Genomic DNA, 18,970 nt, shown 5'->3' with positions numbered 1-18,970 from the left:
TGAGCTAACGATCGTAACTTCGGAAGTGCCCGAGCCGACCGCTTGGCCCAAAATGGGTAGTGTGTGGGTAAGGGCCTTTCACCGTCAGCGGATTGGTGCCAAAAGCCATGCGCCGTCTGGATTTGACAGATTTGCTTCCGTCGAATTCGTAATGATGGGGTCAGGTGTTCGAGTCACCTAAGCGGCACCACCTTTCCTGATAATCAGAACTGCCCTCTGGAGGGCGAATCGCGCCGAGCGTCAGGCGTGACTTATCGCGCGGCTGCTCTGGGCAACCGCGCGACAGGTTTCGCAACTGACTTCCCTCTGATTTAGACCAGCACCTGCACACTGTCCGAGCCCAGGCGGACGAAGCCCTTGGGAGCGGCGGCGGTCAGGGCGGTTTCGTTCAGGGCGGCGGCGTCGGCCAGAACCACGCACAGGCGGCCGGCCTTGGTCGTCGACGAGCGGATGTTGGCGGCGCCGCCCAGCGCGGCCTTCAGGGTGTCGCTGAGAACGGTGGGAGCCGATTCAACCGGAAGGGCGGCGGCGATAGAGGACGGCGCCGCTGTCCACTGGTCGCGGATGTCCTGGGCCACCGCCTCGACCGTCGGGCCGATGACGACCTGGAGGCTGTCGGGGGACGGGGCGATGACGCCGCGCGCGCCCAGACGCTTCAAGGCGGCCTCGTCGACACGATCCCGCGAGACGATCCGCAGGCGCAGGCGGGTGGTGCAGGAGGCGACGGCCAACAGGTTCGCGGCGCCGCCCAGGGCCAGGATGAAGGCCTCGCCGCGACCGCCCGATGTGACGTGCGTGACGGTCTCGACCGGATCGTCTTCTCGGCCCGGCGTCTTCAGGTTCAGCACACGGATGAAGACGCGGAACAGGCTGTAATAGAGACCCGCATAGACCAGCCCGACCGGCAGCAGCATCCACGGACGCGTCGACTTGCCGAAGTTCAGCACATAGTCGAACAGGCCCGCCGAGAAGGTGAAGCCCAGGTGCACGTCCAGCAGATTCATCACCACCATCGCCAGCCCGGTCAGGACCGCGTGGATGGCGTAGAGGGCGGGCGCCAGGAACATGAAGGTGAACTCGATCGGCTCGGTCACCCCGGTCAGGAAGGCGGTCAGGGCCAGCGAGAACAGCATGCCGCCGACGGCCTTGCGGCGTTCGGGACGGGCGGCGTGATACATGGCCAGACAGGCCGCGGGCAGGCCGAACATCATCACGGGGAAGAAGCCGCTCATGAAGGCGCCCGCCGTGGGATCGCCCGCGAAGAAGCGGTTCAGATCACCCGTCGCGCCGTGATAGTCGCCGACGATGAACCAGGCCACATTGTTCAGGATGTGGTGCAGACCGGTGATGATCAGCAGGCGGTTCAACAGGCCATAGACGAACATCCCGATCTCGCCCGAGCCGACGACCGTGCGGCTGAAGACATCAATCGCGTGATCAATGGCCGAGAAGGACAGGCCGATGATCGCCGCCACCGCCAGGGCTGCAAACCCCGCTGCGATCGGCACGAAGCGCCGCCCGCCGAAAAAGGCCAGATATTCCGGCAGCTTCAGCGTCGAGAACCGGTTGTAGAAATCACCGGCGATCAAGCCGGAGATGATGCCGATGGGCACGCCCAGCCGGGTCAGGGCCTGATCGCGGAACGCCTTGGCGGCGGCCTCGGCCGCGTCGCCGCTGAGGCCCGCCAGAACCTCGGGCGGGGCGGTCATCAGCACCTTGGCCGCCTCGATGGTGATCAGATAGCCGACCACCCCCGCCAGACCGGCCGCGCCATTGTTGTCGCGCGCCAGACCGACCGCCACGCCCACGGCGAACAACAGGCCCAGATTGGAGAAGATCGCCTGCCCCGCCGCCGAGACGAAGGCGATGTCCAGCAGGTCAGGCTGGCCCAGGCGCAGCAGCAGACCCGCCACCGGCAGGACCGCGATAGGCAGCATCAGGGCGCGGCCCAGAGGCTGAAGGCTGGAAAGACCGATCTTCATGCCACGGCTCCCACGGCGCGAGATTGAACAAGGGCGCCGAGCCGCTCGGCCGCCAGGGCGCGCACGGCCTCGGCGCTATCCTGCGACAGGGCTTCGGCGGCCAGTCGACTGCAGTCGGCCAGGGTCAGGCTTCGGACCACGGCCTTGACCTCGGCGACCATCGACGGGGTCGCCGACAGTTCGCGCACGCCAAGACCGATAAGGATGGGCGCGGCCAGAACATCCGACGCCAGACCGCCGCAGACGCCGATCCATTTCAGGGCGGCGGCGCTGCCCGAGGCCTGGGCGATCAGACGCAGGACGGCGGGGTGCAGACTGTCGAGTTGGGCGGCCAGGGCCGCGTTCTGACGATCCATGGCCAGGGCGTATTGCGTCAGGTCGTTGGTGCCGATGGAGATGAAGTCGATGGCGGGCGCCAGACGATCCACCGTCATGGCGGCGGCGGGCGTCTCGATCATCACCCCCAGAACCGGCGCGCGGCCGTCGATCTCGGCGACCGCGACGTCCAGCATGGCCCGCACCTGACGCACCTCGGCGACCGAGGCGATCATGGGCAGCATGACCGCGACCGTCCCCTTGGACCGCACCCGACAGATGGCGCGCAACTGGGCCAGCAGGATGTCGGGCCGGTGCAGGCCCGAACGCACGCCGCGCAGACCCAGGGCCGGGTTCTCCTCGTGCGGCATGGGCAGATAGGGCAAGGGCTTGTCGCCGCCCGCGTCCAGGGTGCGGATGATCAGCGGCCTGCCGTCCAGAGCGTCGGCGATGGCCTGATACTGGACCAGCTGCTCGTCTTCCGTCGGGGCGGTTTCGCGTTCCAGGAACAGGAATTCGGTGCGCAGCAGGCCGCAGCCTTCGGCCCCGCCCGCCACGGCAGGCGCGGCCTCTGCGGCGTCGCCCAGATTGGCGAAAACCTCGATCCGGGCGCCGTCGGCGGTGTGGCAGGCGTCCAGCGCCAGGGCGCGGGCGTCCGCGCGGCGGCGGTCACGCGCGGCGACCGCGCTTTGTGCTCCGGCCTGACGCGCGGCGGAGGGATTGGCGATCAACTGGCGGCCATCGGCGTCCAGCACGACCAGCACGCCATTATCGACCCGGTCCAGAGCGGCGCCCACGGCGACCAGGGCCGGAACCCCCATGGCGGCGGCCAGGATGGCGACGTGCGAGGTCGGGCCGCCCTGCGCGGTGCACAGGCCCGCGACCTTGACCGCATCCAGCGCCATCAGTTGCGACGGCAACAGATCGTCGGCGACGATGACTGATCCGGGCCCGATGGCGGCGGGCGCAGGCGCGGCCTCGCCCGACAATTCGATCAGAACCTGACGCTCCAGATCCAGCAGGTCGTCGGCGCGCTCGGCCATGCGCGGATCGCCCATGGTGCGGAAAAGGTCGGCTGCGGCGCGGGTGGACTGACGCCAGGCGAAACCGGCGCTGCGCCCTTCGGCCGCGGCCTGTTCCGCCCCGGCGATCAGGCCGGGATCGTCAAGGAAGCCCAGGTGCGCGGCCAGAATGGCGCGGCGATGGGCGTTGCCGCTGGTCGCGGCCTGTTCGATGCGCGCGCGGACGGCGGACAGGGCGGCGTTCAGCCGGGCGGTTTCGACCGCCACGCCGCCGCCGTCCTCGGCGACAGCGATTTCGCTCTGCGTCAGGCGCACGGCCCGGCCGATGACCAGACCGGGCGCAGCGGTGACGCCGCTGAGGATCAGTTCACCGTCTTCGCCCACGACAGGTTCGGCCGTACGGGCGGCAGGGGCTGCGGCGGATTTGGGCGTCGTTTCATGCGCGCCTTCCTCCAGGCCTGCGGCGATCAGGGCGGTCAGGGCCGACAGGGCCTCGTGCGCCTGACGGCCCGAGGCCTTCAACACCAGTTCGTCGCCGTCCTTGACCCCCAGTCCCATCATGGCGACCAGGCTGGCGGCGTCCGCCTGCCTGTCGCCATGGTTCAGCACGACGCGCGCGTCAAAGCCCCGGACGCAGGCGGCGATCCGACCCGCGGGACGGGCGTGCAGTCCATGCGGCAAGGGGGCGGTCACGCGGGCCGTCAGCACTTCGCCCGCCTCCTCGACGCCCGCCCGCGCCGCGACGGAGACCTTCAGGATCGGCTCGCCCGCGCGCACGCTGCGGCCCGGCGCGATGGCCTGAACCGAGGCCGCGCCGCCCACGACCACCACCGGCGTGACCAGACTGATCGCGCCGTCGACGATGATGTTCAGGTCCAGGGTCAGCAGCGGATCGCCCGCGCGGACCGATGCGCCTTCCGCCACATGGGCGACAAAACCCGCGCCGTTCAGGCCGACCGTATCCAGACCGACATGGATCAGAACCTCGATCCCCTCGACCGACCGCACCGTCACCGCATGGCGCGACGACGGCAGGCCGACGACGACGCCGTCGAAGGGCGCGCGCACCACCGTGTCCGTCGGATCGACCGCCACGCCCTCGCCCACCATGCCCCCGGCGAAGGCCGCATCCGGAACCTCCGCCAGAGGGGTCAGCCAACCGGCCAAAGGCGCCTGAACAATCATTTCACTCACAGGGGCAATACTCACACTCACTCCACGCCTCCGATACGCACCCAATCAACCGCCCAGATCGGATCAGGGCCGGAAACCGCGAACCGCAGACAGACGTCATGACGCCCGGCGATGTCGGGCAGCTGACCGGTAAGGACCGTGACGCCGGGATTGGCGGCGGCGCCCTTCAGCGGCAGAATCAGGGCCGGTTCGCCGTCACAGCCGTCGATGCGGACCTCAAGCTCGCCTTCCGGCGTGCGGGGGGAAGAGAATCTGATCTTCTCCTTGTCCGCGCCGATCTGGAAGTTGAACGGAACCTGGCCCACGGCGACCTCGATGGCCTTTCCGCCGCTCAGATCCGCCGCCTGATAGGTCCAGCAGGGGTTCATGATATCGACCAGGAAGACCGGACGGTCGCCGTCCAACGGCCAGTCGTCGATCAGCGACAGGGCCAGCCCCTCGGTGCACAGCTTCAACTGATAGGAGCGGCGCTGCAGTCCATCGGCGGGCGGCGGCGGCGTCGGCTCAAGGCCGCTGGTCGCATATTTGACGCCCAGGGCCCGATAGCGGGCAAGCTGCGGGTTCAGGCGCTGGCGGAAGTCGTCCCAATCCATCCGGTCATGGCCGGTCCAGGCCACTTCGGCGATGGCGGCGGCGCGGGGGAAGGCCATGTATTCGACCCGGTCCTGGGTGCGCATATGTTCGGTGAACAGATTGGCCTGAACGCCCAGCACGTGTTTGACCTGATCCGGCGTCAGTTCATCCGGGGCCGGATCAAACCGATAGACGTCCTCCAGCGACACCACGAATCCACGTCCCGGCGACCCGTCATTGGCGCTCTGGCGGTTGTCGAAATACAGCACCGGCGCAGGCGACAGCACCGTATCATGGCCCATTCGCGCCGCTTCGATGGCGCCTTCAACGCCGCGCCAGGACATGACGCTGGCGTTCGGATTGATGCCGCCCTCAAGTATCTCGTCCCAGCCGATCATGCGGCGGCCATGGTCGTTCAGGTGCTTCTCCAGCCGGGCGATCATCCAGCTTTGCAGCTTCTCCTCATCGGCGATGCCCAGTTCGCGCATCCGCGCCTGCGTGCGGGGTGAGGCCTTCCACTGATCCTTGACCGCCTCATCGCCGCCCAGATGGACATATTCGCTGGGGAACAGGTCAAGCACTTCGTCCAGCACGTTTTCGAGGAAGACCAGCGTGGATTCCTCGGCGTTGAACAGGGTCGGATAGACGCCCCAGTCGGCAGGCACGGCCGGAACCGCCGAGCCCGGCGCATCGGTGACGCCCAGTTCGGGATAGGCGGCGATGGCGGCGCTGGCGTGACCCGGCACATCGACCTCGGGCATGACGACGATGTTGCGGGCGGCGGCGTAGGCCACGATCTCGCGCACCGTCTCCTGGCTGTAAACGCCGCCATACAGGCGCGGGCGCCCCGTCGCCGGATCAATATCGGACTGGGCCGCAGCCCCCGCCGGCACGCGCCAGCCGCCGATTTCGGTCAGGCGCGGATAGCGTTTGATCTCCAGACGCCAGGCCTGATCGTCGGTCAGGTGCCAGTGGAAGACGTTGAACTTGTGCACCGCCATCCAGTCGATGAAGCCCTTGATGAACTCGGGCGACTGATAGTGACGGGCGGAATCCAGCATCATGCCGCGCCAGGTGAACCGCGGCGCATCCTGGATCGAAATGGCGGGGATGACCGCGGATCCCTGGCCTTCCTCGGCGGTCGCCAACTGCCACAGACTGACCGCGCCATACAGCAGGCCGCCGAAGTCATTGGCCGAAATCTCGACGCCGCGATCTGAGACGTTCAGGCTGTAGGCGTCGGCGCCTGTCGTGTGGGCGCGGCGCAGGACGATGGCGCCGCGAGCAGGCGCCGCCCCTTCACGGACCGTCAGCCTCAGGCCGCGCGTGCGCTGGATCAGATCGGCGAAATAGGCCGCCGCCCGGGCCGCCTCCGCGTCGCCGCGCGGCGTGACGATGACGGTGGAGGCGTTGAGCGTGAAACTGGAGGGTCGGGCCGTTTCCGACGCAGGCCGGGGGATGATCGACCCGACAGACGCCTCGGCCGCCATGGCAGGATTGAACGACAGGGCCAGCACGGCCGCAGCCAGCGGAGCCAGGAAGGGGGCGAACCTCGTCGCCGATAGAGCGGTCTGGATCATACGCGGTCTCGCATCAAAAAAGCGCGCGGGACGTCGCCGCCCCGCGCCAGTCTGGCCTCAGGAGAAGGCCTTTTCGACAAGCGCGGCGACCCGGACGACGCGATCTGGCGCCATCCGGGAAGCTCGGCTTTAGAACGAGACGCTGACGGTCGCCAGCAGCTTGCGGCCCGTGCGGTAGATGCCGCGCGGCAGGTTTTCCTTGTTGGCGTACGAGTAGTATTCGCTGTCCAGCAGGTTCTGGCCGGACACGGTCAGGCTGACGCGCTCGTTGAAGGCATAGCCCGCCGTGGCGTCCAGACCGGTGTAGGCGCGGACATACAGGTTGTCGCCGCGGTCGATGCCGGTGAAATACTTGGACCGCCACGTATAGGTGACCCGCGCAGAGAACGGACCCGACTCATAGAACGGACTGATGTTCACCTGGTGCTTGGAGTTGAACGGCAGATCCTGGCCATTGTCCGCACTGCCGTCGACATAGGTGTAGTTGGCCAGCAGGCCGAGGCCGTAGGCATAGGTCTGCTGATAGGCGAAGGTCGCGCCCTTGAGGTCGGCCGAACCTGCGTTGTTCGGACGGCTGATCTGATAGGTGGTGACGGCGTTGCGCGCCTGGTTGAAGTGCTGCTCCGGCGAGGTGGACTGCAGGATGTAGTTGTCGATCTTCTTGTAGAAGACCTCACCCGACAGGATGGCGTTCGGTGCGAAATACCATTCCGCCGCCAGGTTCAGGTTGGTGGACTTGTAGGGATCCAGGTCCGGGTTGCCGCCGCCGCCCGTCAGGATCTGATCCGAGAGCCAGAAATAGTTGGACATGTCGGCATAGTTCGGCCGCGAGATGACCTTGGCCGCCGCGATGCGGACAATCACATCCTCGGACGCGTTGATGGCGACGTTCAGGCTGGGCAGGATGTCGTCATACGACTTGCTCTTGACGTTCCATGCCCAGTCCGCCTCCGTCGTGCCGCAGGCGCCGCCGACCTGATTGACGCAGGTGAAGCCGCCGCTTTCGGATTCCGTGCGGACGTAACGCAGGCCGACGTTGCCGCGAACCCGCTCATTCTCGAAGTTGACCTGACCGTAAACGGCGTTGATCGTCTCCTGAATGTTCCAGTTCTGCGCGGTGAATTCGGCGTTGCCGAAAACGGTCGGAACCGGCTTGGGCTGCCAGGGACGCAGGTAGCCGCCCGCCTCGATATAGTCGGCCAGAACCCGGCCATCCATGCGCAGGCGGCCCTTCATCTGGTCGTTGACGCCATCAAAGCCGCGCAGATAGTTGCCGGGCGCGACCGTGGGATTGAACGGTGCGGCGGTGGATGGATTGCCGTAAACTTGGACCGTCACACCCGACATCTTCTGGTCGGTTTCGTGCGTGCGGTACTTATAGCCGAACTGGATGCGGTTGATGAAACCGTCGCGGTTATAGCCCGCGTCGAACTGGGCGTAGGTCTCTTCGTCCGTCGTCGGCTTGGAGACGATATTGCCGCCCCACCCGGCGTTGTAGCCGTCCGGACCGACGGACGGGTCGCCAGCACCCCATCCGCCGTCGAACGAGAAGGCCCCGGCATTGTTCAGGACGTTGCCGTTGGCGTAGGTCAGGACGCCCGGCTTGCCCGGCGCGCCGGTGAAGTCGACCGTGTAATCGGCCCAGTTCAGGAACTCGCCGAACAGCTGACGCTGAGTGCCGCCTTCAGCCTTGGTGTAGCCAACGTCGCCAGCGATATCCCAGGCGCCCGCGTTCCACTTGCCGTTCAGATGGTAGCTGTCGGTGGTCAGAGCCGCTTCACGATACTGAACGTCCCAGACGCTGAGCGCATTCTTGAATGAGGCCTTAGTGATGACCCCGTCATCGACCTGGATGGCGGTCAGGCCGCCCAGGCTGTTCCAGGTGTTGCCCTGGAAGGCGAACATGGCCTGAGCCGTATTGTCATAGGTGGCGTCGACGCGCAGCCAGTCGAAGTTCAAGTCCAGTTGCGCGTTCGGACGCCACTGGGCGGCGACCGTGTAGCTGTTGCGCTCCCGCGACTGCTCGAAATACGAGGTTCCGAACGAGTTCAGGCCCCGCGCATTCGGGTTGGCCAGCAGGGTGGTGGCGCAGGCCCCCGTACAGTTGCCGTTGGCGATGGCGTCGGCGCCAGGGTTCTCTGCGTTGCCGCCATTGTAATAGTTGGCCGGAATGGTGCCGAAGGATTCCAGACCGTCGCGGCGCAGTTGGTCCACCGCGCGCTGGGCCGAGACCAGGACGCCGAAGGTGGCGTCGGCGTTGCGCCAGCCGGCCAGGGCCGACAGCTGCGGATCGCCTTCCTTGGAGCGGTCATTGTAGAGATAGGTCACCGCGCCCGACAGGGTGTGTTCGCCCAGATCCAGCGGACGACGGGTCGAGACATTGACGGTGCCGCCGATGGAGCCTTCGTCGATGCGGGCTTCCGGCGACTTGAACACCTCGACCTTGCCGACGATCTGCGGCGCCAGCAGGGCGTAGTTGAAGGTCCGGCCCGGCTGATCCAGCAGGAACCAGTCCGCCGAGGCGACCGTCTGGCCGTTCAACAGGGTGCGGTTCAGGGCCGGATCGGTGCCCAGAATCGAGACCTTTTCACCCTGACCAAAGGCGCGGTCGACGGTGACGCCCGGAATGATGGTGATGGCTTCAGCCACGTTGGAGCTGGGGAACTTGCCCACATCTTCCGCGGTGACGACGTCAACGATGGCGTTGGCGTTACGCTTGGTGTCGATGGATTGCCGCAGCGAGGCGCGGATGCCGGTGACGACCACTTCGTCGACCGTCGATGGTTCTCCCGCCTGCTGTGCGAACGCCTGACCGGCCAGCAGCGACAATGCGCTGACTGAGCTGGCCAGAATTGCATGATGAATACGCATACGCCTGTTCTCCCCAGAACGAACCTGCCCCCGCAGGTCCAGAAAAGCCCAATGCAAGACCAATACGGCCCTTCCCCGAACCGCTAATCGTTGAAAAGCGACCGTTGCATCGTGAGACTTTCATCAATCCATCACACCACGCAAGACCAAAATGTGAATTGGGCCTATTCTTTCTTTATATTGGTACTTGATTGGTCGCATGAGATGGGCTCAGATGATCCCAACACGAACCCGGGGGCGGGCAATTGGGAATCGGCGTCATGTCGTTTGTCGAAGCGATTGGGCCGCTGGACGCACAGCGTCCGGCGCCGCTGTATCAACAGCTTCAGCACGCCGTGCGCGAAGCGATCGAGCGCAACACGCTCAAGCCGGATGAGGCCCTGCCGCCCGAACGCGACCTGGCGCAGGAACTGTCGGTGTCGCGCATCACCATCCGCAAGGCTTTCGACGGCCTGGTTGCAGAAGGCCTGCTGACCCGACGCCAGGGCGCAGGCACCTTTGTCGCCGCACGGGTCGAGAAAAGCTTCTCCAAGCTGACCTCCTTCTCCGAGGACATGGCCGCACGCGGACGCAAGGCCACCAGTTCCTGGCTGAATCGCAGCGAAGGCGCCGTGACGCCGGAAGAATCCCTGACCCTGGGCCTCAGCCCCGGCACGCCCGTCTATCGCTTCAGCCGTATCCGCTATGCGGACGGCCTGCCGATGGCGCTGGAGTATTCGACCATTCCCGCCTCCTGCCTGTCGGGCATCGAGGCGGTGACGACCTCCCTCTATCTGGCCCTGGCCGACGCCGGTTTTCGCCCTAACCGCGCCCTGCAGCGGCTGCGCGCCGTGCTGTTCAACGCTGAACAGGCCGAGCTTCTGGGCACCACGGCGGGCGCGGCGGGTTTGTTGATCGAGCGCCGCGCCTTCCACAACGGTCAGGCGGTCGAGGTGACCCAATCCTATTATCGCGGCGACGCCTACGACTTCGTCGCAGAACTGAATGACGGACCCGGTTGATGCACGCCCAAGACACCCGAATGTTCATCGAGGCGGCCGAAGCGCCCGCTCTGGTGGCCGCGCAACTGGCCGCCAACGCCGACATCGTGGCCCGCGCCGCTGAACATCTGCGTCGCAATCCGCCGACCGCCGCCCTGATCTGCGGTCGCGGCAGCTCCGACAATGCGGGGGTCTTCGCCCGTTATCTGATCGAGGGTGAAACCGGCGTCCTGACCAGCCCCGCGCCCTTGGCCGTCAGCTCGGTCTATGGCCGCACGCCCCGCATCGAAGGCGGCGTCTGCCTGGCCATCTCGCAATCCGGCAAAAGCCCCGATCTGGTCGCAGCCGCCACCGCCGCCAAGGCGGGCGGCGCCTTTGTGATCGCCCTGGTCAATGTCGAGGGCTCGCCCCTGTCGGACGTCGCCGACCTGACCATCCCGCTGCGCGCCGGTCCCGAGGTTTCGGTCGCCGCGACCAAGAGCTTCATCGCCAGCCTGACCGCCATCGCCCATCTGGTCGCCGAATGGACCCAGGACGACGACCTGCGCGCGGGCCTCGCCGCCCTGCCCGCCCAGCTTGAGGCCGCCTGGCGTCAGGACTGGACCGCCGCCCTGCCCACGCTGAAGGCAGCCAACAATCTGTATGTCGTCGGACGCGGCGGCGGCTTTGGCGCAGCGCGCGAGGCGGCCCTGAAGCTGAAGGAGACCTGCGGCCTGCACGCCGAAGCCTTCTCGACCGCCGAGGTTCGCCACGGCCCGATGGCTCTGGTCAAGACCGACTTTCCGGTGCTGATGCTGGCCCAGTCCGACGTCACCCGCGAAGACGCCGAGGACCTGGCCAGCGCCTTCGCCGCACGCGGCGCCAAGGTCATGCTGTCGGGCCATCCCGGCGATCCGCGCGTGATCAGCCTGCCGACCACGGCGGGCCATCCGCTGCTGGAGCCGATCCTGCTGATCCAGAGCTTCTACGGCCTGGCGGCCCGCCTGTCGGTCGCGCGCGGCTATGACCCCGACCAGCCCCCCTACCTCAACAAGGTGACCGAGACCGTCTGATGAAGCAGAAGCTGATCAACGGCCGCGTGCTGACGCCGGTCGGTCTTCAGGACGGTCTGGCCGTCGTCATCGAGAATGACAGGATCATCGCCGTGGGCCCGGCCGACGAAACCCCGGCGGGCGACACGGTCGACCTGCAGGGCCGCATCCTGACGCCCGGCTTCATCGACACCCAGGTCAATGGCGGGGGCGGCGTACTGTTCAACGACGACACCAGCGTCGAGGGCGTCGCGGCCATCGGCGCGGCGCACCGTCGTTTCGGCACGACGGGCTTCCTGCCGACCCTGATCAGCGACGATCTTGAAGTCATTGACCGCGCCATCGACGCGGTGGAAGCCGCCATCGCCGCCGGGGTTCAAGGCGTTCTGGGCATCCATATTGAAGGCCCCTTCCTGAACGAACGGCGCAAAGGCATCCACGACGCCTCAAAGTTCCGCGTGCTTGAGGACGAGTTCATCGAGCGCCTGACACGCCTGGAGGGCGGGCGCACCCTGATCACCCTGGCGCCAGAGACCACGACGCCGGACCGGATCAGCCGCCTGGCGGCGAAAGGCGCCCTTGTCGCCATCGGCCATACAGACGCTGATTATGCGACGGCGCGCACCGCCTTTAAAGCAGGCGCAACGGGCGTGACCCATCTGTTCAACGCCATGTCGCAGCTTCAGAACCGCGCGCCCGGCGTTGTCGGCGCGGTGCTGGAGAACCAGACCGCCTGGGCAGGGATCATCGTCGACGGCTTCCACGTCGATCCGGCCACCCTGAAGATCGCCCTGCGTTGCCGCCCGCATGACCGCTTCATGCTGGTCACCGACGCCATGCCCAGCGTCGGCGCCGACGCCGACCATTTCTTCCTGCATGGCCGCCGCATCACGGTGAAGGACGGCGTCTGCCGCGACGACGCCGGCGTGTTGGCAGGCTCGGACCTGGACATGGCCGCCGCCGTCAGGAACGCCGTCGAACGGCTGGATCTCGACCTGGCTGCGGCCGTCGACATGGCCTCCGCCTCTCCCGCCGCCTTCCTGGGCATGGCCAACCAGCGCGGCGCCATTGCGCCGGGCTATCTGGCGGATCTGGTTCTGCTGAACGACGACTTCTCGGTGGCGCAGACCTGGATCAGCGGCGTCATCGTCACGGCCTGACATGCCGCAAGGCAAGTTTTCGGCTTAAGACGCCACACAGTTGAACCATCAACAATGATTTGAAACACAGGTTGGGCGGTTCAATACGGCTCAGTTTCGGCCTAGGGTCGCGGGCATGACTTATCGGGCGGGACTGTTCTCCAAATCTTCCGGGCTGGCGGCTGTGATGGCGGGCGGGCTGGTGCTGGGCGCCTGCGCGTCGCAGCCGAAGCTGGTCGTCGAACGGCCGCTTGGCGTAATCGATCTGGGCTCGACCTCGACCTACAGCCTGTCCTCATCGGAGCATCCGATGGAGGCGGCGGTGGCGAACAGTCTGCGCAGCGCCTTATCGACAGCGGGCTGGCGCGAGGCGGCGGAGACCAGCGCGGACTGGCGGCTGGACGCCCTGTACGCCATCCGCCCGGCGACGACCGGCGCCCACGCCGGGGCGGAGGCCTCAACGGCGGATACGGTGTGGCTGCGGTCGCCTGCTCCTCGTCGCTGGTGGCGTCATGAAAAACAGGTGCGGACTTTGACCCTGTCCCTGATCGCGCCGAAGACCGGGGTGGAGACGGCCCGCGTCACCGCGACCCTGACCGCCATGCCCGGCCATCCAGACGCAGGTGACGAAGCGGCGACCATCGCCACGCTGGCGGCGGCGGCGCTGCAGACGCCGGCCGCATCAACGGCGTCCAGCCCGGCGCTTTAGGTCTCGACGCTCTGCGGCAGGCGAAGGGTGAAGAGCGCGCCCGCGCCCGGCGCGCTTTCACAGCCAATGTCGCCGCCGTGCCGTTCGACGACCGCCCGGGCGAAGGCCAGCCCCAGACCGGCGCCGGGCCGATCCGTCTCACCCTTGGAGAAGGGTTCGAACAGGCGGGCCTGAGTATCTGCGCTCATGCCTTCGCCATGGTCGCGAACCGTGCAGACCCAGACTGGGGCCCCGGCGCGCTCACCCGCCGTCACGGCGCACTCCACCACGCTGTCGGCGGGGCTGAATTTGATGGCGTTGTCGATCAGGTTCATCAGCACGCGGGTGATCAGGCCCTGATCGCCGCGCACCAGAGGCTCAAGGCCATTGGCATCAGCGTCAGCCTCAATTCGAACCCCCTTCTGCGACGCCTGGGGCCACAGGGTGTCGGCGGCGTCCAGCAGGGCCTGGGACAGGTCGAACACGGCGTCGCCCAGCACCTGAGACTCGGCGCGCGCCAACTGCACATAGCCCTCGGCCAGGGTCAGGGTCAGGCGCGCATTGTCGGCGATCCGGCGTTCGAACGCCGGATCGCCGCGGTCGTGGGGGCCGCTCAACAGGGTCAGGATCGAGACCTGCGGCGCGCGCATGTCATGGCTGAGAAGCTGCAGCGCCTGTTCGCGCTGGCGTTCGGCCAGGCGGAATTCGGTCATGTCGGCCAGCCGCACGATCCGCCCCTGGGCCACGCCGTTCGCATCAACCAGCGGCGCGGCGCTGACGAAGACCCGGCGGCCCGCGGGGGTGGCGATTTCAACAGGCTCGGCGCTCTCTTCGGCGCCAAGACCCTCTGAACCCAGTCCGCCGATCGCTTTCAACAATATCGTCAGGGGCGCGCCGACCAGATCGTCACGGCCGAACAGGGCTTGCGCCTGCGCATTGGCCATCACCACCGCGCCCGCCTCGCCGACCACCAGGGTCGCATCCGGCAGGCTGTGGAGGACGTCGGAGATGAACCGCTCCAGATCGCGCAGGTCCGACACCGCCGTCCGCAACGTCTCCACCTGCCGCGCCACGACATCCCCGCCCGCCAGGGCATTGACGACACGGGGCGCCGGGCCGGAACGCGCAAAGGCCTCCACCTCGATCTGCATATAGGCGGACGCCGCCGCCAGCCTCCGCCAGCTCCACAAGGGATAGGCCAAGGCCAGTCCCGTCATCGCCGCAAGCGGCGGGAACCAGACGCCGAACCAGAAAGCCGCCGCGCTGATCGCCAGGACCATGAGCGCAAGGCCCGCGCCCGCAATCAGGCTCCACAGCGGCCGCAGCAGAAGCAGCGCCCCCATCAAAAGCCACAGCGGGATCAGCGACAACAGGGCGCCCCAGAGCGGCGCCGTGGGCGTTATGGCGTCATGTCGCAACAGGGTGTCGACCAGACTGGCCTGGATTTCGACGCCGGGCGTCAACTGGCCCTCGCCCGTCGTCGGGGTGGCGTAGCGGTCGCCCTGACCGTCTGCGGTCATGCCCACCAGAACCAGTTTGCCGGTCAGGAAGGCGGCAGGCGTCTCGCCGCGCAGCAGATCGACAAAGGACGCGGTGCGGAACTGGCCAGGCGGGCCGCGATAGTTGACCAGCACCGCGCCCTTTCCAGTCAACAGGTCCGACGACTGGCTCCGGGGCGGGACGTCGCCCCCTATGTCGGGGTTCACAGTCCGCGCCAGTTGTGCGGCCAGATGCGGCCACGACGGCTGACCGGCCGACAGATAAAGCGGCATCCGGCGCACCACGCCGTCATCATCCACCACCAGATTGACGTGCCCCAGGCCGGCGGCGGCGTCACGCAGTTCCGGGATGGGCTCGGTCGCCTGCCACGGCGCGCCGTTCTCGCCGACGGGATCAACCAGCATCGGCAGATAGACATTGCCCGCCGCACTGATCGCTCGGGCCAGGTCGGCGTCGCCCTGGTCTGAGGCTTCGACAAACAGGACGTCATAGCCGACCGCGCTGGCCTGCGCCTGCGCCAGCCGGTCGATCAGATCGGCATGGACCTGGCGGGGCCAGGGCCAGCGGCCCAGCGCCTCCAGACTGCGGTTGTCGATGGCGACGATGACGATCTGTTCGCTGGTCGGCCCGGCGCGCATCCGCATCCAGGCGTCATAGATCATGTTGTCGGGCCGGGCCGTGGCCGCCGCCAGCGACAGCCAGACCACCAGGGCCGAGGTCAAGGCTCCGACCAGCGCCCATTCGATCAACGCCCGCCCGACAAAACCCCGCCCGGCGGAGCCGCCTGAAGGCAGGCGCCGCATGGACGTCGATAGTCGGGCGCTCTTCTCGGCCAAGGCCGTCAGCGACCGATATGGAGCGTCTGCGGCTCGGACCAGGTTTCAAGAATGCGGCCGAACGCCTGCCGCGTCGCCCGGACGCGCCACTCGTAATCACCGGGCTTCAATCCCGTCAGGGTGATCTCAGCAGCGTCCAGCCTTGCCTCGTCGATCACCGGCTGCACGTCTGGATCAGTGGAGACCGGACGGATCTGGAAGCGGAAATGCACATCGCCCGCGCCTTGCGCCTCCCAGCGGAACAGATACCGTCGCTCCCGCCCTCTGCCGAACACCGAGGCCGCCAGATTGCTGAGCCCGTTGCGGGCGCGCAGCAGACTGTAGTTGGAGGCCAGGCCTTCGACGCCTTCGGTCGTCACCGCCGTCAGTCGCACGAAATAGGCGCCGTCATCCAATTGGTCGAACACAACGGCGTCGTCCGCCGTTTTGCTGCGCGCCTCTGCAAAGGCGTCGATCATCCCGGCGTCATTGGCCAGTCGGGCGCGATAATAGGCGATGTCGCCCTGCGGTCTCAGCGTAAGAGCCACGGCGGCCGCGCTCTGGATCCTGTCGGGCTGCAGCAACTCAGGCGCAGGGGCCAGATCGGTCAGATGGGCCGAGCCCTTGGCTGAAACCACGCCCTGGCGCGCCGCCGCGTCCAATATGGCGTCTGCACCCGGCGCGCCCGGGGTCGACACCCCGACCAGACCCTCGATCACCTCGGTGGCGGCGCGGTCGGCCTCATCATCATAGGAGACGCGGAACTGGGTGCCGCGCACCGCCGACACCGAGACCGGCGTACGGATGGCGAAGCCGCCGGGCGCCCGCACCGGGGCGGCGCTGGCCTCAGCCCGCCCGGTCTCGACACGCATTTCCTGATCCAGGGCGCCGTTCAGCAGAATGGTCCGCAAGCGCCCGACGCGCACCCGGCTCTGCGAGGGCAGGGTCACATGGCCGCCATCCGGCAGGCCCAGGCGCACAAAGGCGTTGGCGCCGGTGGCGATGACCGCATCCTCGCTTACGATCTGACCCACGGTCGGCGTCGCGCTCTGGCCGCCCTGCAGGATCGTCACCGCTCCGCGAAAACCAGTGATCCGCGCCTGGGCCGGTTCGGTCCGCAGCAGATCGACAGGAAACCGCACCACCTGGCCCACCGCCATGCGTCGGTCATTGCGCACCCGGTTCAGCCGCTGGACCTGTTGATAATCAGATACGCGCAGCAGATAGGCGCGGGCCAGGTCCGACAGGGTGTCGCCCGGCTTCATCACATAATCGACGGTCGGCCGCGTCGGCGACGTGTCGGTCGGCGTCGCCCGGCCCGTCTGGGCCGATGCCGAACCCGTATAAATCATCGCCGTCAGGCTGGTGGCGATGATCGCCCTCGCCCCCCGATATCCCAGGCCCCCGCGCCTCATGTTTCGTCGTCCTTCAACGGCGTCGTGCGCTCGGCTCCAGCCACACGCTCCAGCCGATAGCCATAACTATAGACCGGCGTCAGACGAAAGCCGTTCTGCGGCCGCAAACCCAGTTTGGCGCGCACCCGCGACACATGCATGTCCAGCGATCGGCTGTTCAGGTCGGGATCGCTGCCCCAGGCGGATTCGCTCAGATAGCTGCGCGACAGGGCCCGGTGGAGATTGCGGAACAACACCAGCGCCAGAGAGAACTCACGCGCCGTCAGCGTCACGGCTTTACCGCGCACGACCACCGCGGACATGGACGGATCAAAGCTCAGGCCCGCATGGGTCTCGATCCCGCCGCCGACCCGTCCCGGATAGGCGCGCCGCAGCAGGGCCGCGATGCGGGCGGCGAGCACCGGGGGCGATATCGGCTTGGCCAGATAGTCGTCGGCGCCCGCCTCCAGGCCCGCGACAATATCCGCATCCTCGGTCCGACTGGTGACCAACAGCATCGGCGGCGGCGGGTCGACGTTCAGGCGCACCCAGCCGATCACCTCCAGGCCTGATCGATCCGGCAGGTTCCAGTCCAGCACCAACAGATCGAAGGTGTCGCGGCGCAACGCCGACAGCAGGGCGCCGGAACGTGAGAACCCCGTCGCACGATAGCCCGCGTCCTCCGCTACAGCCGTAATGGCCGCCAACTGCACCGGATCGTCGTCGAGCACGGCGATCTTCATCGAGTCTCCACCCCTTGATTTCCGCCCTTTTAACCCGCCGACGTCGCACAGGGCAGGAAGCGTCGCTGCGAGCGGTAAAGAGTTGTAACCTCAAACAGCCCCTCGGCGCGGCCCTTATACGCCGGACTGAGACTGGGAGATCGAAAAGAGCCGCGAATCTCCTGCGCGCACAATCGTTTACAAACCCGGGCGGCAGAGCCTGATAGCGTAGCCATAACGGCTGAGGGTCGCCTGATCGCCAATGGCGGACCGGGCTCGCCTGTGTTTTTCACAGGTTGAATCGCAGCCGATGAGGCGAGCAGTGCGATGACCAACCCGTTGAACGACAACCCCGCCCCCCGGCCGCTCAGTCCCGACGATGCGGCGCTCGACGCCCTGTGGCGTGAAGCTTTCGGCCAGCCCCTGCCCATCCTCGGCGCCGGCCATATCGTCCGGGAAATTCTCAAGGACCAGGGCATCACCGTGCCGCCCGCCCCCGCGCAGAGATCGGGCGCGAAGAAGAGCGATACGGCCGCCTCGGCGCCAGCCCAAACCGCAAAACAAATCAACGCGTCGTGACCTCGGCCACAGCTCCGAAACTGTAGGGCTGAATTATCGAAAGAGAATGACGCCGCACGTTCGTCAGGAAATCCCGCTCGCGCGCGGCCTTCCAAGATTGTTCCGCCTTTTTTGCGATCACGACGCGGGCCTCCAGGCGAGAGCTCGAAACAGGCCAGAGAGCAATCTGCACCACCCAACATGGGACCGTTGATAACGCGTTCTCTCCGCTATGAGGCGACGGCGTGAACCAACAGATAGATCACCACGGCGATCAGGCCCCATGTCACGAAATTGCAGACGATGAGGACGGCCAGCGCCAATCGGGCGGACCACGACCTGACCGGCTTCGGTGCGGGAGCCCACAGCGGGGGCCCTCTCTCTGGATCCTTCACGCTCGCCCCTCCGAACATAGATGACGGCCCGCTTCGCCGTTGGGGGGGTGCGGCGGACCGTCGTGTCGTGAAGGCCGAAACCGAGCGACGATTCAGTCGTCGTTCACGGCACACCCCGAAGCAAGTTCCTGCGCGCGGAATTCACCTCTTTTTACAATCCGAAGACTGAGCATGAGCATCCGTTTTCCAACCCGTCGCTGGCACGTTCGGC

12 protein-coding genes are annotated in these 18,970 nt (G+C 66.9%); 5 read left to right on the top strand and 7 right to left on the bottom strand.

Translation table 11 applies throughout. The features are described from left to right. Positions 1-311 precede the first annotated feature (311 nt). From nagE to JKF87_RS10385, 4 genes are all read right to left on the bottom strand, one after another. Positions 312-1,982, bottom strand: a complete 1,671-nt coding sequence (gene nagE, locus JKF87_RS10400) for an N-acetylglucosamine-specific PTS transporter subunit IIBC (RefSeq protein ID WP_201099827.1) — start codon at positions 1,980-1,982, stop codon at positions 312-314. Next, the gene (gene ptsP / locus JKF87_RS10395; protein ID WP_307417853.1) at positions 1,979-4,528 is read right to left on the bottom strand and encodes a phosphoenolpyruvate--protein phosphotransferase; all 2,550 of its coding nucleotides are present in this window, start codon (positions 4,526-4,528) and stop codon (positions 1,979-1,981) included. Before ptsP ends, nagE begins: the two co-directional genes overlap by 4 nt. Before the next feature lie 2 nt (positions 4,529-4,530). Then, entirely contained in the window at positions 4,531-6,666 is a 2,136-nt protein-coding gene (locus tag JKF87_RS10390; RefSeq protein WP_201099826.1) for a family 20 glycosylhydrolase, read from the bottom strand. Between the two features lie 129 nt (positions 6,667-6,795). Further along, a complete protein-coding gene (locus tag JKF87_RS10385; protein ID WP_201099825.1) occupies positions 6,796-9,537 on the bottom strand; it encodes a TonB-dependent receptor in 2,742 nt (913 codons plus the stop codon). A gap of 260 nt (positions 9,538-9,797) precedes the next feature. Between JKF87_RS10385 and JKF87_RS10380 the strand changes: the two genes are divergently transcribed. The 4 genes from JKF87_RS10380 (at position 9,798) to JKF87_RS10365 (ending at position 13,396) form a co-directional block, all read left to right on the top strand. Continuing rightward, the gene (locus JKF87_RS10380) at positions 9,798-10,538 is read left to right on the top strand and encodes a GntR family transcriptional regulator (protein ID WP_201099824.1); all 741 of its coding nucleotides are present in this window, start codon (positions 9,798-9,800) and stop codon (positions 10,536-10,538) included. Next, positions 10,538-11,569, top strand: coding sequence for an SIS domain-containing protein (locus JKF87_RS10375; protein WP_236261291.1), 1,032 nt, complete (start codon positions 10,538-10,540; stop codon positions 11,567-11,569). Before JKF87_RS10380 ends, JKF87_RS10375 begins: the two co-directional genes overlap by 1 nt. Then, a complete protein-coding gene (nagA, locus tag JKF87_RS10370; protein ID WP_201099823.1) occupies positions 11,569-12,708 on the top strand; it encodes an N-acetylglucosamine-6-phosphate deacetylase in 1,140 nt (379 codons plus the stop codon). The genes JKF87_RS10375 and nagA overlap by 1 nt, the downstream gene beginning before the upstream one ends. Positions 12,709-12,823: 115 nt before the next feature. Beyond that, on the top strand, positions 12,824-13,396 hold the full coding sequence (locus JKF87_RS10365; protein WP_201099822.1) for a hypothetical protein: 573 nt from the start codon (positions 12,824-12,826) through the stop codon (positions 13,394-13,396). Here the strand turns inward: JKF87_RS10365 and JKF87_RS10360 are convergent. The 3 genes from JKF87_RS10360 to JKF87_RS10350 are packed head-to-tail and all read right to left on the bottom strand — an operon-like array spanning position 13,393 to position 17,827. After that, positions 13,393-15,678, bottom strand: coding sequence for a CHASE2 domain-containing protein (locus JKF87_RS10360; protein WP_201099821.1), 2,286 nt, complete (start codon positions 15,676-15,678; stop codon positions 13,393-13,395). The two genes, JKF87_RS10365 and JKF87_RS10360, sit on opposite strands and share 4 nt — an antisense overlap. Before the next feature lie 38 nt (positions 15,679-15,716). Next, positions 15,717-17,105, bottom strand: coding sequence for a FecR domain-containing protein (locus JKF87_RS10355; protein WP_201099820.1), 1,389 nt, complete (start codon positions 17,103-17,105; stop codon positions 15,717-15,719). Next, a complete protein-coding gene (locus JKF87_RS10350; RefSeq protein ID WP_201099819.1) occupies positions 17,102-17,827 on the bottom strand; it encodes a response regulator transcription factor in 726 nt (241 codons plus the stop codon). The genes JKF87_RS10355 and JKF87_RS10350 overlap by 4 nt, the downstream gene beginning before the upstream one ends. A 306-nt stretch (positions 17,828-18,133) precedes the next feature. Here JKF87_RS10350 and JKF87_RS10345 point away from each other — a divergent pair, with 306 nt between their 5' ends. Beyond that, positions 18,134-18,385 carry a hypothetical protein gene (locus JKF87_RS10345; RefSeq protein ID WP_201099818.1) on the top strand — a complete coding sequence of 84 codons (252 nt, stop codon included), beginning with the start codon at positions 18,134-18,136 and terminating at the stop codon, positions 18,383-18,385. Positions 18,386-18,970 lie beyond the last annotated feature (585 nt).

Source organism: Brevundimonas nasdae, from assembly GCF_016654005.1.
Classification (GTDB): domain Bacteria; phylum Pseudomonadota; class Alphaproteobacteria; order Caulobacterales; family Caulobacteraceae; genus Brevundimonas; species Brevundimonas nasdae.
The sequence above is the reverse complement of the archived record's forward strand: the minus strand, read 5'-3'. Positions and strand labels throughout refer to the sequence as shown.

Excerpts from the sequence above, each read along its gene's own strand:
- JKF87_RS10350 (WP_201099819.1), bottom strand. The coding sequence starts at position 17,827 with ATGAAGATCGCCGTGCTCGACGACGATCCGGTGCAGTTGGCGGCCATT.
- JKF87_RS10375 (WP_236261291.1), top strand. The coding sequence starts at position 10,538 with ATGCACGCCCAAGACACCCGAATGTTCATCGAGGCGGCCGAAGCGCCC.
- JKF87_RS10355 (WP_201099820.1), bottom strand. The coding sequence starts at position 17,105 with ATGAGGCGCGGGGGCCTGGGATATCGGGGGGCGAGGGCGATCATCGCC.
- JKF87_RS10390 (WP_201099826.1), bottom strand. The coding sequence starts at position 6,666 with ATGATCCAGACCGCTCTATCGGCGACGAGGTTCGCCCCCTTCCTGGCT.
- nagA (WP_201099823.1), top strand. The coding sequence starts at position 11,569 with ATGAAGCAGAAGCTGATCAACGGCCGCGTGCTGACGCCGGTCGGTCTT.
- nagE (WP_201099827.1), bottom strand. The coding sequence starts at position 1,982 with ATGAAGATCGGTCTTTCCAGCCTTCAGCCTCTGGGCCGCGCCCTGATG.
- JKF87_RS10365 (WP_201099822.1), top strand. The coding sequence starts at position 12,824 with ATGACTTATCGGGCGGGACTGTTCTCCAAATCTTCCGGGCTGGCGGCT.
- JKF87_RS10360 (WP_201099821.1), bottom strand. The coding sequence starts at position 15,678 with ATGCGGCGCCTGCCTTCAGGCGGCTCCGCCGGGCGGGGTTTTGTCGGG.
- JKF87_RS10380 (WP_201099824.1), top strand. The coding sequence starts at position 9,798 with ATGTCGTTTGTCGAAGCGATTGGGCCGCTGGACGCACAGCGTCCGGCG.
- JKF87_RS10345 (WP_201099818.1), top strand. The coding sequence starts at position 18,134 with ATGACCAACCCGTTGAACGACAACCCCGCCCCCCGGCCGCTCAGTCCC.
- JKF87_RS10385 (WP_201099825.1), bottom strand. The coding sequence starts at position 9,537 with ATGCGTATTCATCATGCAATTCTGGCCAGCTCAGTCAGCGCATTGTCG.